The organism is Rhizobium giardinii bv. giardinii H152 (genome assembly GCF_000379605.1).
In the GTDB taxonomy this organism is placed as follows: domain Bacteria; phylum Pseudomonadota; class Alphaproteobacteria; order Rhizobiales; family Rhizobiaceae; genus Pararhizobium; species Pararhizobium giardinii.
This window is the reverse complement of sequence record NZ_KB902735.1, coordinates 91886-106542: the sequence shown is the minus strand read 5'-3', so window position 1 is coordinate 106542 and position 14657 is coordinate 91886. Positions and strand designations below refer to the sequence as shown.

Genomic DNA, 14657 nt, shown 5'->3' with positions numbered 1-14657 from the left:
GCATATTTCAGGGTTCGCTCCTTCAGCGCCGTGCGTCCAGACGCACGGTATACGACAACACCGGGAATACCCCCTCTGTCACTTCGTGACATCTCCCCCTCAAGGGACCCTCAAGGGGGGGAGATTAGGAGCAAGAAGCCAGCCCTACGCCAATCTCCCCCCCTTGAGGGGGAAATGCCCGGCAGGGCAGAGGGGGCGACACGGCCACTGCCGTGTGCTCTGTTCAGGCGCACAAAGGACACGGTGGCTCAAGCCGCTTTCGACGCGGCTTTTGCCAGTACCTCCGCCGCCCACTGGTTGAGGCTTTTGCCGGAGAGTTCCGCAGCCTTGGCGGCCCGGGCATGCACTTCCGGGTCAACACGGAACATCATCTTGCCGGAATAGGTTCTTTGCGGATCTTTGCCGATCTTGGCACAGGTTTCGATATAATCGTCAACGGCCTCGTGGAACGAGACTTTAAGATCCGCGACCGTATCGGCGTGAAAACCTATGCCATCGGTTATGCCCGCGAGCTTGCCGAAGAAAATCTCATCTTCGGCGTCATATTCGATCCGGGCGGCATAGCCCTTGTAAGACATTATGTTCAAGGCTCTACTCCTATGCGAAGCAGGAATTCCCGCGCTGTGCGAACTTGATAGCGCTTGGCTTCCTTCGCCGGATGCGGCCGATGAAAACTTTCCACCTCGGCTGCGAAGGAAAATCTTACGCGCGAACCGTTGCCCTCGCGGCAAGCGTCTTCCTTTGTTTGCTGAATGCTATCACTTTAAGGAATGCTAGCAATAAATGCAAGCATTTTACTATTCCCTCGCCGGCACCGCCTTCAGATACGCCGCGATAGCCTCCCTATCGCCCGCCGGCAGTCTGGCGAGGTTCTTCTGCACCTCGACCATCGAGCCACCAACCGAATCGAAATCGGGCGTGAAGCCGGTCTCGAGATAGGTGACGATGTCGCTCTCGCTCCATGCGCCGATGCTCTTCGAGCCCGGGGTGATGTTGGGGATGCGGCCCTCGCCTTCCGGGTTTGGCGCACCCGCCAGCCACCGATCCGCCTCGAAGCCGCCGAGGGTGTTGCGCGGGGTGTGGCATTCGCCGCAATGGCCGGGACCTTCGACCAGATACTGGCCGCGGGCGAGCTTCGGATTGCCGGTGTCGACCGTCACGCGCGGCTTGTCGGTGAAGAACAGGAGCTTCCAGCCGCCGAGGACCAGGCGGATGTTGTAGGGAAACCGCAGATCATGCGGCGGCGCGACATTGGTGCTTTTCGGCAGCGTTTTCAGGAAGCCCCAGAGGTCATTGACGTCCTTGGACGTCAGCCGGGCATAGGAGCCGTAGGGAAAGGACGGGTAGAGATGTTCGCCGTTCCGGCCTGCGCCGCGCGTCATCGCGGTGCCGAATTCAGCGAGCGTCCAGCTGCCGATACCGGCCGATTCATCCGGCGAAATGTTGGGAACATGGAAGGTGCCGAACGGGCTCTTCAGCGGCAGCCCGCCTGATAGCACCAGCCTGGCGTCGCCTTCCGTTTTCGGTGCCGCGTGGCAACTGGTGCAGCCGCCGGCCCAGAAGACCCGCTCGCCATTGGCGAGATCCGGTTCGCCGAGCCCTTCCCAATGGGCGGCCGGCCACGGCTCGGGCTTGGTCAGGAACCAGGCGACGCCACCGGCCGTCGCGCCGAACAGCACCACCGCCGACACCAGCTTGCGAACCCGTGCGCCCATCAGCGCCATCCTCCTGCCCCTTGCGAAACACGACAGCGCCGCGCGTCAAACAGGACGCGCACCGGACGCCGTCGAAACTATTGCGCCGCGCCGGGCTTGGAGCCCGGCACGGCATCGAACCATTTTTAGCTGGAAACGACCCGCCGCCTCATTTCTTGAGGCGGTAGGTCTCGTGACAGCCGCCGCAATTCTTGCCGATCGCGCCGAGCGCTGCACCGACACCGGCCTGGTCGGCGGGAATCTGGGCGAGGGTCGCGTCGACATCGGCACCAAGCTTGGCTGCCTTGGCCTTGAAGTCGTCCATGTTCTCCCAGATCTTCGGGCTGGCTTCCGATTCCATTCCGGTTTCCGAACCGGGCGGGAACTGATCGGGGAAGGCCTTGACGTTTTTGCTGATCGTTTCCAGCGACGCCTTAACGACGGCGCTGTCATAGGGTTTTTCCCCCTTGGCGATGGCCACGAGCGCGCCCGTCGATTGGCCGACCCCCTTCATCAGCGCCTGGCGGACCACCTGCGGTTCGTCCGCAGCCGTAACGGCGCCGGCGACACCGGCGATGACGATTGCAAAAAGCACGGCTTTCAATTGCATGAAATTCTCCCTGTCCGACATAGCCGTGACGGATATTGACGCGGCCATTCCTCTCGATGCGCCGGCATGATTGCATTTTGCATTGACGAAGGAAGTAACATTTTTTTGAGATCGCGTTCAGGACCGGCTGCTGCAACAGACTGAATTAACAGGAGTTTATCACTCCAGTTTTGTGCTGCCGCCTTCACGCAACGGACGTCCAGCCCTGCCAGGCGGTCAATGCGGCAACGACAATCAGCACCACGCCGGCCGACTTGCCGACCAGCGCCGTCGCCCGCGGGCTGGCGATGAGCACGTCGCGGCTGCGCCCCGCGGCAAGCGCAAGGCTGCCATAGACCGCCAGTTGGGTGACCGAGATCATGATCGCCATGATCAGCGCCTGCGACCAAAGGGGGCCAAACTGCGGCTTCAGAAATTGCGGATAGACGGCCAGCATGAACAGGTAGGCCTTGGGATTGAGGATGCTGGTCAAGGCGCCACGGCGAAAGCTCGTCCAGAGCGACAGCCGGGCGCCGGGCTCGACCGAGGCGATGGCGATGCTGCTTCTCACAAGGGAAAAGCCGATCCAGGCGATATAGGCGGCCCCGAACAGCAGCAGCAGGTTGAAGAGTTGCGGCACCATGTGCAAAAGCAGGCCGACACCGAGCGCCGCATAGAGCGTATGGAAGACACCGCCCGCCATGATGCCCGCCGTCGCAGTCAGGCCGGACGCCCGCCCGCCCGTCAAGGCATTGGCCATGACGAAGACCATGTCCATGCCCGGCACGATGATGATGCCGAAGAGAAGGGTGAAGAAGAGCCAGAGATTTTCCGCGTAGGTCATGTCAGTTGTCCGTCTGTCAAGAGATGTGCTGCAGTGAGCGCAGCGTTGTTTTTCAAACACTTGGGAACGTGGTATAGCCTCACCCAACTGACAGGGTTCTGTCAGGAGCGTTTCGCGCAACGAGGAAAACCATGCGCAAGGCATCGCGACTGTTCGAGATCATCCAGATCCTGCGGCTGGCGACAAAACCGGTGACGGCCGCGCAGATCGCCGAAAGCCTCGAAGTGACCGTCCGTTCGATCTACCGCGACATTGCAGCGCTGCAGGCGATGCGGGTGCCGATCGAGGGCGGGCGCGGCATCGGCTACATTCTCCGGCCCGGCTTCGACCTGCCGCCGCTGATGTTTTCGATCGAGGAGACGGAGGCGATCGTGCTGGCCCTGGCGCTACTGGAGCGCACCGGCGACGAGGAACTGAAGGACGCCGCCAAGCGCGTCAGCCAGAAGATCGCCGGCGCCCTGCCCGCGCCGCTCAGGCAGGCCATGCGCTCCAACGCGCTGCATGCCTGGGGGACGATCGCGCCGCCGCCCTCAGGGCTCGATCTCGCGCTGGTGCGCCGGGCGATCCGCGACGAGCAGAAACTGCTCCTCGATTATCGCGACGAGTTCGGGAGGCCAAGCCAGCGCACGATCCGGCCGCTGGCGCTGATCTACTATTCGGCAACCGCCGTGGTCGTCGCCTGGTGCGAGCTGCGCACCGCCATCCGCAATTTCCGCGCCGACCGGGTGGAGCATTGCGCGGTAACGGACAGCCATTTTCGCGGCGAAGGCGACGGCCTCCGGGACTTGTGGATCAGGGGATGGCGGGTGAACAGCATGGCGGACGATGCGGTCCGCCGAACGCCGTCGCCGGAAGAAGCGGCGGGGACGGCTCGCACTATCCCGAACATGCCGCGGTCGGGATGACGGAGAGTCGACTGGTGTTGTTGTCTCGGATCAAGGCGCGGCACCAAAAATTGAAAAATTCGATCTTTTCGTAACAAATATAAAAGCTTGATACGTATCCCGGATACGCGTATATTGGCACCATGTCGGAGCTGTGGCCATGCCTGTGAAAGAGCGCATCAAGAGGTATCGCGAGACCGGAGGAGCATCCGATCTCGTCAGGGTCGAAGTTCTCGTTCCCAGAGCACGCCGAGATGACATCGTGAATGTTGCGGCAGAATTTCGCTCCGCGCACCGGGCCGAGAAGGCTCGTCTGGCGGAATTCATCAGGATTGCGACCGAGAGGTATGGGCTGAGAGTTTTCGACAACATCGACATCGAAACATTGCCCGATCTTCGGCAGAAGGCGCGCGTTGTCGCCAACGCTCTGATGGAGCGCGGGGATGCGCGAGCTTATGCAATGGGACGAAAAATGGTCTCCCAGCTCGGAGACGGACGCTGATGGCACTGACGCAGATCCAAAAGGAAATCATGGCCTCCATCGCCGGAAACAGGTCCGACAGCAGCTACATTGAGAGGCGCGCCTTGTCCTGGCTCATACCTGCCGCGCGGCGCTGTAAGAGCTGACGCGCAGCCCCCGTCAGTGCATCATCGCCAGCGCGGCGGTGAAGAAATCCTCGCCGCCGAAGTTTCCTGATTTCAGCGCCAGCAGCATGTCGCCTTGCGCATTGCCGACCGTGCGCAGCACGGGCACGCCGGGAGCGATTTCCGGGCCGATCAGGAAGGCCGGAATGGCGAGCCTGTCGACCGCGGCACCGGAGGTTTCGCCGCCGGCGACGACCAGGCGCCGCACGCCCCGTGCCACCAGTTCGGCGGCGATGATCGAGGTTGCGGTTTCGATCGCGTGGCCGGAGGCGTCGCGTCCGTATTGCGCTTGCAGCCGGGACACGGTTTCCGGCGCAGCACTCGCGGCGACGACAACGGGGCCGGCGGAAATGCGGTCTCCCGCCCAGGAAATCGCCGTGGCAATCTCGTCGGGACCGGCAAGCAGTTTTTCCGGGTCGAGCCGCAGAACCGGCATCGACTGTTCGGCGACCTCGAGCTGCCGCAGCGTCGCCCTGGAGCAACTGCCGGCAACGACCGCGGCAAGCCCGCCCACCGGGCGAATGGCGTCCGCCGTTGTCGTCACCGCGGACGATACCCGGCCGGATCGGACGAGGGCGCGGGCGAGGCCAAGCCCGAGACCCGACGCGCCGGTGGACACCGGCGTTTCCAGCGCGATCTCGCCGAGCGTCTCGAGGTCGCGTTCGAAGACCGCATCCGCTATCGCCGTCGTGACACCCGCCGCACGCAGGGCCTCGAGCCGGGCTCGGACCGCATCGGCTCCCGCCCCGATCGACGCCAGATCGACAAGCCCGACGGCGCCACGCGACTGTCTCGCCATCACGCGAACGAGATTGGCGTCGTGCATCGGGTTGAGGGGATGATCCTTGAGCGGGCTTTCGTTCAGCGGCTGCCCGCCGACGAAGAGATGGCCGAGATAGACGGTGCGTCCCGTTTCCGGAAAGGCTGGCGTCACCACCACCAAGCCGCCGCCCACGGCGTCGCTCAATGCCTCGGTGACCGGACCGATATTGCCAGCATCGGTGGAATCGAAGGTCGAGCAGATCTTGTACAGCACATGCGCCGCACCGCGCCCGCGCAGCCACAGTTCGGCCTTGGTCGCCGCAGCCACGGCGTCGGCGGCCGCGACAGAGCGGATCTTCAGGGAAACGACGACGGCGTCGACATCCGGCAGCGAGAGCGACGGATCGGGGATACCGACCGTCTGCACCGTGCGCAGGCCGTTCTTCGTCAGCGTGTTGGCGAGATCGGACGCGCCCGTGTAGTCGTCAGCGATTGATCCGAGCAATATAGCCATCGTCTAGCTCCGTGCAAAAGGTCTGAACCAGCCAAGGCCGTCCAGCGTGTGGCCGCGCGGGATGTATTCGCAGCCGATGAAACCGTCATAGCCGAGGCGGTCGATTTCCTCGAACAGATAGGGATAGTTGAGCTCCTCCCCATCCGGCTCGTTGCGTGACGGCACGCTGGCGATCTGGATATGGCCGGTGATCGGCATGAGGCGGCGCAAGGCCATCGTCACGTCACCATGGATGACCTGGCGGTGATAGATATCGAATTGCAATTTCAGGTTCGGCAGGCCGAGGTCTGCGATCAGTTTTTCGGCGATACCGAAATCATTGAGGAAATATCCCGGCATGTTTCGCCCGTTGATCGGCTCAAGCAGGAGGTCGATGCCCATTTCCGCAAGCCGCCCGGCAGCGTGGGCGACCGAGCGGCGGTAGGATGAGGCCGCATCCTCGTCATGGGGATCGGCAAGACCGGCCATGAGATGCAACCGCCTGACGCCCGTCGCTGCCGCATAGTCCAGCGCCCGCTCGACATCCGACTTCAATGCCTCGAACCGTCCGGGAAGCGTCGCGATACCGCGCTCGCCTCCCGCCCAGTCGCCCGGCGGCAGGTTGAACAAGGCCTGCTGCAGATTGTTGCGGGCAAGCCGTTCGGCGATCGCCTCCGGCGGGGCTTCATAGGGAAAGAGATATTCGACGGCGGCAAAGCCGGCATCGGCCGCGGCGTCGAAGCGGTCGAGGAACGGCCATTCGTTGAACATCATCGTCAGGTTGGCGGCGAAAACCGGCATGGTGGCGTTCCTTTACTGCTTCTCCGGCTCGTTGGCCGCACCGGGCAACTGGGCGCCCGAGAGCTGGGCGTAGAGGCGCGCGAGCGAGGAATCGTCGTCACGGCCCATGCCGGCACCCGAGGCGGCGAGATACATCTGCAGGGCAGCGGCCGCCAGCGGCACCGGATAGCGCTCCGAGCGGGCCATGTCCTGGACGATGCCAAGATCCTTGACGAAAATCTCGATGCTGCTCAACGGAGTATAGTCTCCGGCCAGCACATGCGGCACGCGGTTTTCAAACATCCATGAATTGCCGGCAGAGGCGGTGATCACCTCATAGACCTTGTCGAGGTCGAGGCCCTGCCTGGCGGCAAACGTGATCGCCTCGCAGGCAGCCGCGATGTGCACGCCGGCGAGAAGCTGGTTGATCATCTTGAAGGCAGCGCCGGTTCCGGCCGCGTCGCCGAGCTCGTAGACCTTGCCGGCCATGGCGTCGAGACCCGGGCGGGCCGTGTCGAACGCCTGTTTGGAGCCGGATGCCATGATCGTCAGCGCGCCGCTCGCAGCCTTGGCGGCACCACCCGAAATCGGTGCGTCTAGATAATGCAGGCCGAGAGCCTCCGCCCGTTGCGCCAGATCGCGCGCGACAGCCGGATCCATGGTCGCCGAGGAGATGAAGACGGCTCCGGGCTTCATCGTGGCCGCGACACCCTCGGGGCCGAACAGCACGGCCTCGGTCTGCGCGCCGTTGACGACGACGGAGACGACAATGTCGGCGTCCCTTGCCGCGGCGGCGGGCGTGGCTGCGCCGCGTCCACCGTCAGCGATGAAGCGATCCACCGCCGCGGGGGTAATGTCGTAGCCGACGACGTCGAGACCGGCGCGCTTCATCGACCGGGCCATTCCAAGGCCCATGGAACCAAGACCGATGACGGCCGCGACGACGACGGGGCCGGAGTTTTCAGCAAGCGGTGACATGGCGATGTTCTCCAGTCTTGTAAGGGAAGAGCTGCCCCTCCGGATGTGGCCATGCGGAGGGGTCGATGTCTAGCGATTGACGGTTTTTGCCGGCACCGTCAACACGGCCAGCGAACCGATGACCAGCGCTGCGGCCAGCAGATACATGCCGGCGCTGTTGGTGCCGGTAAAGTCCTTCAGATAGCCGACCAGGAACGGCCCGAGGAACCCGGCAAGATTTCCGACCGAATTGATCCAGGCGATCCCGGCCGCGGCGCCGGTACCGGCGAGAAAGGCGGTTGGAAGCGACCAGAACAGCGGCGCGCAACTGATGGCGCCCGCAGCGGCCAGCGATAGGCAGACGATCGAGACCGTCGTGCTCGTTGCCATGGTCGCCGCGACAAAGCCACCGGCGGCGATGAGCGCGGGGATGACGAGGTGCCACCGCCGTTCGCGCAGCCGGTCGGCGGAGCGTCCGAGCGCCAGCATCGCGACGAAGGTGCAGATGTAGGGGATCGCGGAAATCAGGCCGATGTTCAGGTTTCCGGTGACGCCCGAGGCCTTGACGATCGACGGCATCCAGAAATTCAGGCCGTATTGTCCAAGCACGAAGCAGAAATAGATCAGGCACATCAGCCAGACCCGGCGGTCGGTGAGGGTTCCGGCAATGCTGTGGGGGCTCGAGACCTTGGTCCGGTTTTCGGCTTCGATATTGGCCGTCAGAACGGCCTTTTCGTCTTCGTCCAGCCATTTCGCGGCGCGGATGTTATCATCGAGGTAGAAGAAGGTGGCGACGCCGAAAAGGATGGCCGGGATGGCTTCGATCAGGAACATCCACTGCCAGCCGGAAAGACCGTGCGTGCCGTGGAAACTATCCATCAGGAGACCCGAAAGCGGGTTGCCGAAAATGGCGGATATCGGGATTGCGGACATGAAGGTGGTGATGATCCGGGCCCGGCGATTGGCCGGATACCAAGCGGTCAGGTACAAAATGATGCCGGGGAAAAATCCGGCCTCGGCAACGCCCAGCAGGAAACGCAGGACATAGAAGACGGTTTCCGACGAGGTGAACATGAAGGCGGCGGAAATAATGCCCCAGGTGATCATGATGCGGGCGATCCACACACGCGCACCGACCTTGTTCATGATGACGTTGCTCGGCACTTCAAACAGAAAATAGCCGATGAAGAAAATGCCTGCGCCGATGCCGTAGGCCGCCTCGGAGAGGCCGAGCTCGCTCGACATCTGCAGCTTGGCGAAGCCGACATTGACGCGGTCGAGATAGGCAACCACGTAGCACAACATCAAAAAGGGCACGATTCTCCAGAATACCTTGCCATAGGCACGGTCTTCCACCGCCTGGGCGGGATGTACGCCAACGACTGGCGCCTGCGTCTGCAGCGTCATGATTCTCTCCTCCAATTGTTGCCGCGGTCTCCTGTCGGTTCCTCCCGCGGCACGCCAAGCCATGATTTGGCAGCGCTGCCATTTTCATTAATCCATTTTGGCAGCGCTGCCAACATGAAATTGGTAGCGCTGCCAAAAAAATCTTGCTTCTTGGCGGCAGTGGTGAAAAATGGTGGCGGCGCGGAGGGTCCTCGAGTGGACATGCCGCTACCCAGCCCGAGAGCCTGGATTGAAGTTGTGACGATGGAATTCAAACATCAGGCGACGGTAACGCTTGCCGAGGTCGCAGACGCAGCAGGCGTCGGCGAGAGCACGGTTTCGCGCGTGCTGCGCAACCACGGTTCGTTTTCCGGCAAGACGCGGGACCGGGTGATGGCCGCCGTCGAGCGGCTCGGCTATGTGCCGAACCGGATCGCGGGAACGCTGGCTTCCACCGCTTCGCGCCTTGTCGCCTCCCAATGCCGGCTTATAGACGCCGGCAGGGCAAGCTCATTGCATCGCCGCGTCGAGCTTCTTCTTCCAGTTGCCGCTATCTAGTTCCTTACGCATGAAAGCATCCACCGCGGCTTTCAAGGCAGGGTCCTTGCGAAGCAAATACGCATTTTCGAAGTGCGTAAACGGCTCTTTGACCGCCACCGGGCACAGTACGCCGGCGTTCAATTTGGATTGCAGATCCACCTCGACGCCGTCGGTCACCATCACATCGGCCTTGCCTGCGGCGATCTGGCCGAAGATCACCTTGTTGTCAGGGAAAACTTCGATCGGCGCTTTCTTGAAATGCTGATGCGCAAATTTGTCATTGGTGCCGCCCGGATTGACGATTACCCGTACCGTGGGTTGATCGATCGCCTCCAGCGTCGTGTATTTGTCCTTGTCCGCACATCGGGCGATGGGTCGCTTGCCGTCGCTGACGTTCGAAACGGAAAAGTCGCCAACCTCTGCCCGTGCAGGGTTCACTGTGATGCCGCCGAGCGCAACGTCGAACTTGCCGGCCTTGAAGTCGTCCAGCATCGTTTTCCAGGTGGTGGTCACGAACTCCGCCTTCACGCCGAGGCTCGCAGCCAGATCCTTGGCCATCGAGATATCCGCGCCAGTGAGGCTGCCATCGGCGCCCTTGTAGCTGAAAGGCTTGTAGTCGCCGGTCGTGCCGATCCTGATCACGCCGGCCTTCTGGATCTCTGCCAGAGCACCGTCCGCAGCCCAGGCCGCGCTCGCCGTAAGGGTCAAGGCCACCAAGGCAGCCGCCGCAAGATAGGATTTCACCATTGTCCCTCTCAATCGGTTTCTAGAGCGGCCCGCAAAGCGGTCCCCTGGCGGTCCTCCCGCGGCACGCCAGGCCATTTTTGGCGGCGCCGCCATTTTCTTTAACCCATTTTGGCAGCGCTGCCAACAGCGATGGTAGCGCTGCCAAAAATATCTTGCTTCTTGGCGCCAGTGGTGAAAAATGGTGGCGGCGCGGAGGGTCTTCGGGTGGCCATGCCGCTACCCGGCCCGAGAGCTTGGATTGAAGTTGTGACGATGGAATTCAAACATCAGGCGACGGTAACGCTTGCCGAGGTCGCAGACGCAGCAGGCGTCGGCGAGAGCACGGTTTCGCGCGTGCTGCGCAACCACGGTTCGTTTTCCGGCAAGACGCGGGACCGGGTGATTGCCGCCGTCGAGCGGCTCGGCTATGTGCCGAACCGGATCGCGGGAACGCTGGCTTCCACCACTTCGCGCCTTGTCGCCTTCGTCATTCCCTCGCTGTCCAACATCGTCTTTCCCGACGTGCTGCGCGGCGCCAGCGCCGTTCTGGAGGAAAACCGGTACCAGGCGGTTTTCTCCGTCACCGATTATGATCCGACAAAGGAGGAAGCGCTCGCCGCCGCGATGCTCGCCTGGCGGCCGGCGGCGGTGATGCTGGCGGGATACGAGCACACCGAGGGTACGGTGAAGATGCTGCGTGCGAGCGGTTGCCGGATCGTGGAAATGCTCGATGTCGACGGCGATGCGCTTGATCTGGCGGTCGGGTTCTCGAACGGCGCGGCCGGACGCGAAAGCGCCGCCTTCCTGCTCAAGCGGGGCTATCGCCGGATCGGCTATGTCGGCCACGACCTCAACCGCGACACCCGCGCCGGCAAGCGCTTTGCCGGCTTTTGCCAAACACTCGGAACGGGCGACGCCCCCCTCGCCGACCGCGAAATTCTCGCCGGGGCATCATCGGTGGAGAACGGCAGGCTGGGGCTGGAGCGGTTGCTTGCCCGCACCCCCGACCTCGATGCGGTTTATTTCTCCAACGACGACATGGCGCTGGGCGGTTATTTCCACTGTCTGGCGCGGGGGATCTCGATCCCCGGACAGCTTGCCATCTTCGGCTATAACGGGCTGGATATCGGTCGGGCGACGCCGCAGCCGCTGTCGACCATCCGCACGCCGCGCGTGGCGACCGGACAGGTAGCCGCACAGCTTGTCGTCACCAATGCGCCACCCCAGGTGGTCGACCTCGGCTTCGAACTGATCGAAGGGGCCACCGCCTGACATCGGAATTGCGTAAAACAAGAAGATAGAGAGGTTTGACGATTCTATCGGCACAGGACACGACCGCGAACAGGCCGTTCTTGCCCCTCACCCTAACCCTCTCCCCGCAAGCGGGGAGAGGGGACAGCCCGGCCCGGCTGCAAACGAATGGCTACGGTGCGGCAAGTTCCCTTCTCACCGCTTTGGCGGGGAGAAGGTGCCCGGCAGGGCGGATGAGTGGCCATGACGACAGCCGGCCACTGTCGTGTACTGTGAACTGAACCGCTCTGATACCGGAGGAACTGCAATGTCAGACGCCCGCCTGCGTGAGGAAATCTGCCGCTACGGCCGCTCGCTGTTCGAGCGCGGGCTGACGCCCGGTTCGTCGGGCAACATATCGCTGCGGCTGGAGGATGGCGGCTGGTTGGTCACGCCGACCAATGCCTCGCTCGGCTTCCTCGACCCGGCCCGCATCTCACGGCTGGATGCCGAAGGCCGGCTCCTCGCCGGTGACAAGCCGACCAAGGAAATTCCGCTTCACACCGCGCTTTACGACACACGCGGCAGCGCCCGCGCCATCGTCCATCTTCACTCCACCCACGCGGTGGCGCTGACCATGCTGCCGGAGATCGATCCGCGCGCCGCCCTGCCGCCGATGACGCCCTATTATCTCATGCGTGCCGGCGAAACCGCACTGGTGCCCTATTACCGTCCCGGCGATCCGGCGGTCGCCGACGCGATCCGCGGGCTGGCGGGAAAATATTCGTCGGTGCTTCTGGCCAATCACGGACCGGTCGTCGCCGGCGACAGCCTGGAGGCGGCGGTTTTCGCGACCGAGGAGCTGGAGGAGACGGCGAAGCTCTATCTGCTGCTGCGCAATCTCAACCCACGCTATCTCAGCCCGGCGCAGGTGAGCGACCTCACCAAGACCTTCGGCCTCGACCTGCCTTCGCATCACGACCACGACCACGACTGAACGCGCTGCTGCATAATTCCTTAAAGCGGAACCCATTTGGGGCAGGGCCATCGCCATGGAGGGAAGGCGGTTACGACAAGCTCCCTCTTCTCCCCCGCGGGGAGAAGAGCCGAGCGTATGCGAGGCGATGAGGGGGTTTCACGGTGATTTCGGCGCAAGCCGCCCCCTCATCCGGCCCGCAGCCTGTCCTCGGGCTTGCCGCAGGCAAGACCCGGGGGCGCCACCTTCTCCCCGCCGGGGAGAAGAGGGAGCAGCCGCAAAAGACGGGCATTCATTCCTTCACCGCCCCGGTCATCGACGACACGTAATAGTCGACGAAGAAGGAATAGAGGATCACCACCGGCAGCGAGCCGAACAGCGCGCCCGCCATCAGCGCGCCCCATTCGAACACGTCGCCGCGGACCAGTTCGGTCAGCACGCCCACGGGCACGGTCTTGTTTTCCGAAGACTGGATGAAGGTCAGCGCATAGATGAACTCGTTCCAGGACAGCGTGAATGCAAAGATGCCGGCCGAAATCAGCCCGGGGACGGCAAGCGGCAGGATGATCTTGGTCAGGATCTGCCAGCGCGTCGCGCCGTCCACCAGCGCGCTTTCCTCGAGCTCGAACGGGATCGACCGGAAATAGCCCATCAGCAGCCAGGTGCAGAAGGGAATGAGGAAGGTCGGATAGGTGAAGATCAGCGCCAGCCTGGAATCGTAGATACCGAACTTGAAGACGATGAAGGCCAGCGGAATGAACAGGATCGACGGCGGCACGAGATAGGCGAGAAAGATCATCAGGCCGACCGGCCGCGAGCCCGAGAACCGCACCCGCTCGATCGCGTAGGCCGCAAAGACGGATGCCGCCAGCGACAGGAATGTCGAGCAGGTCGCCACCAGCATCGTGTTCCACAGCCAGCCCGGATAGGAGGTCTCGAACAGCAAATACTTGATATGATCGAGCGTCGGGCCGACCACCCAGAAGGGGCTGTAGTTGGTGTAGTCGGTCAGCTGCGAATTCGGCTTCACCGCGGTGATCGCCATCCAGTAGAACGGAAACAGCAGCACGAAGACGAACACCGCCATCGGCAGATAGACCATCACGATCCTGCGCGGCAGGCGGTTGAGATAAGTCATGCCCTGTACATCGTCGGTGAGAACGGCGTCTTCGGATTTCACGGTCGTGGTCATCGTCATTCTCCCCCAATCAATCCTGGCCGCCCTGCTGCCATTTGCGGCGTTGCAGGCCGAAGAAGCTGAACATGATGGCAGCAAGCAGGAAGGGGATCATCGCAACCGCGATTGCGGCCCCCTCGCCCAACTGTCCGCCGGGAATGCCGCGCTGGAAGGACAGCGTCGCCATCAGATGCGTCGCATTCACCGGCCCGCCCTTGGTCAGCACATAGATGAGCTGGAAGTCGGTAAAGGTGAACAGCACCGAGAAGGTCATGACCACGGCGATGATCGGCGTCAGCATCGGCAGCGTCACATAGCGGAAGCGCTGCCAGCTCGTCGCACCGTCCAGCGATGCAGCCTCCTGCAGCGAGACCGGAATGGTCTGCAAGCCGGCGAGCAGCGAGATGGCGACGAAGGGAATGCCGCGCCAGACATTGGCGGCGATCACCGAGGCACGGGCATTTTCCGGGTCGCCCAGGAAATTGATCGGGCTGTCGATCACGCCGAGCTGCATCAGCGACCAGGAGAGGATCGAGAACTGCGCATCGTAGATCCACCAGAAGGCCAGTGCCGAGAGCACGGTGGGAACGACCCAGGGCAAGAGCACGATCGCCCGGAAGAAGGATTTGAACGGCAGGTTCTCATTCAACAGGAGCGCCAGCCAGAGCCCGAAGACGAACTTCAGCACCGACGCGACGATCGTGTAGAGAAGCGTGTTGAAGACCGAGAGCCAGAAGACCGAGTCCTCGGCCAGGAAGACATAGTTCTCGAGCCCGATGAACACCCCGTCACGGCCGATGCGCGTATCGGTAAAGCCGAGCCAGACGCCGAGACCAAGCGGATAGGTCAGGAAGCAGACAAGGAAAACCGCGGCCGGCAGCATGAACAGGAAACCGATCATGTTCCTGTTCTGCATGAGCGAAGCCATCGCCGAAGGCGGCTTCCTGGACGACACGCTGGACATCGGACATCTC

Annotated in this window: 15 protein-coding genes and 1 pseudogene; 5 read left to right on the top strand and 11 right to left on the bottom strand. The window is 62.8% G+C overall.

Translation table 11 applies throughout. The annotated features are described in order from the left end of the window. Positions 1-248: 248 nt before the first annotated feature. From A3AY_RS0130775 to A3AY_RS0130760, 4 genes are all read right to left on the bottom strand, one after another. Positions 249-587, bottom strand: coding sequence for a type II toxin-antitoxin system HicB family antitoxin (locus tag A3AY_RS0130775; RefSeq protein ID WP_026204000.1), 339 nt, complete (start codon positions 585-587; stop codon positions 249-251). Positions 588-797: 210 nt separating this feature from the next. Next, positions 798-1715: a c-type cytochrome gene (locus A3AY_RS0130770; protein ID WP_018329513.1), complete on the bottom strand. Its 918-nt coding sequence runs from the start codon at positions 1713-1715 to the stop codon at positions 798-800. Between the two features lie 148 nt (positions 1716-1863). Continuing rightward, positions 1864-2304, bottom strand: a complete 441-nt coding sequence (locus tag A3AY_RS0130765; protein WP_018329512.1) for a c-type cytochrome — start codon at positions 2302-2304, stop codon at positions 1864-1866. A 184-nt stretch (positions 2305-2488) separates the two neighbouring features. Continuing rightward, a complete protein-coding gene (locus tag A3AY_RS0130760) occupies positions 2489-3127 on the bottom strand; it encodes a LysE family translocator (RefSeq protein ID WP_018329511.1) in 639 nt (212 codons plus the stop codon). A gap of 131 nt (positions 3128-3258) precedes the next feature. Here A3AY_RS0130760 and A3AY_RS0130755 point away from each other — a divergent pair, with 131 nt between their 5' ends. Continuing rightward, a complete protein-coding gene (locus A3AY_RS0130755; RefSeq protein WP_018329510.1) occupies positions 3259-4032 on the top strand; it encodes a helix-turn-helix transcriptional regulator in 774 nt (257 codons plus the stop codon). Between the two features lie 139 nt (positions 4033-4171). Further along, on the top strand, positions 4172-4513 hold the full coding sequence (locus A3AY_RS0130750; protein ID WP_018329509.1) for a hypothetical protein: 342 nt from the start codon (positions 4172-4174) through the stop codon (positions 4511-4513). A 138-nt stretch (positions 4514-4651) separates the two neighbouring features. Here A3AY_RS0130750 and otnK read toward each other — a convergent pair whose 3' ends face one another. The 4 genes from otnK to A3AY_RS0130725 form a co-directional block, all read right to left on the bottom strand. Beyond that, the gene (gene otnK, locus A3AY_RS0130740) at positions 4652-5932 is read right to left on the bottom strand and encodes a 3-oxo-tetronate kinase (RefSeq protein WP_018329507.1); all 1281 of its coding nucleotides are present in this window, start codon (positions 5930-5932) and stop codon (positions 4652-4654) included. 3 nt (positions 5933-5935) lie between these two features. Then, positions 5936-6712, bottom strand: coding sequence for a 2-oxo-tetronate isomerase (otnI, locus tag A3AY_RS0130735; protein ID WP_018329506.1), 777 nt, complete (start codon positions 6710-6712; stop codon positions 5936-5938). A 12-nt stretch (positions 6713-6724) separates the two neighbouring features. Next, on the bottom strand, positions 6725-7669 hold the full coding sequence (gene ltnD, locus A3AY_RS0130730) for an L-threonate dehydrogenase (RefSeq protein WP_018329505.1): 945 nt from the start codon (positions 7667-7669) through the stop codon (positions 6725-6727). Between the two features lie 69 nt (positions 7670-7738). Beyond that, a complete protein-coding gene (locus tag A3AY_RS0130725) occupies positions 7739-9055 on the bottom strand; it encodes an MFS transporter (RefSeq protein WP_018329504.1) in 1317 nt (438 codons plus the stop codon). A gap of 243 nt (positions 9056-9298) precedes the next feature. Between A3AY_RS0130725 and A3AY_RS0130720 the strand changes: the two are divergent. Continuing rightward, positions 9299-9508 (top strand): annotated as a pseudogene (locus tag A3AY_RS0130720) (LacI family DNA-binding transcriptional regulator); the annotation flags it as partial. A gap of 36 nt (positions 9509-9544) precedes the next feature. Here the strand turns inward: A3AY_RS0130720 and A3AY_RS0130715 are convergent. After that, positions 9545-10321 (bottom strand): transporter substrate-binding domain-containing protein, encoded by a 777-nt coding sequence (locus tag A3AY_RS0130715; RefSeq protein ID WP_018329502.1) that lies wholly within the window; start codon positions 10319-10321, stop codon positions 9545-9547. A 252-nt stretch (positions 10322-10573) separates the two neighbouring features. Here A3AY_RS0130715 and A3AY_RS0130710 point away from each other — a divergent pair, with 252 nt between their 5' ends. Beyond that, the gene (locus A3AY_RS0130710) at positions 10574-11572 is read left to right on the top strand and encodes a LacI family DNA-binding transcriptional regulator (protein ID WP_018329501.1); all 999 of its coding nucleotides are present in this window, start codon (positions 10574-10576) and stop codon (positions 11570-11572) included. 286 nt (positions 11573-11858) lie between these two features. Beyond that, entirely contained in the window at positions 11859-12527 is a 669-nt protein-coding gene (otnC, locus tag A3AY_RS0130705) for a 3-oxo-tetronate 4-phosphate decarboxylase (protein ID WP_018329500.1), read from the top strand. 271 nt (positions 12528-12798) lie between these two features. Here otnC and A3AY_RS0130700 read toward each other — a convergent pair whose 3' ends face one another. Continuing rightward, on the bottom strand, positions 12799-13698 hold the full coding sequence (locus tag A3AY_RS0130700; protein ID WP_018329499.1) for a carbohydrate ABC transporter permease: 900 nt from the start codon (positions 13696-13698) through the stop codon (positions 12799-12801). 16 nt (positions 13699-13714) lie between these two features. Then, positions 13715-14647 carry a carbohydrate ABC transporter permease gene (locus A3AY_RS0130695; protein WP_026203999.1) on the bottom strand — a complete coding sequence of 311 codons (933 nt, stop codon included), beginning with the start codon at positions 14645-14647 and terminating at the stop codon, positions 13715-13717. Positions 14648-14657: the final 10 nt, after the last annotated feature.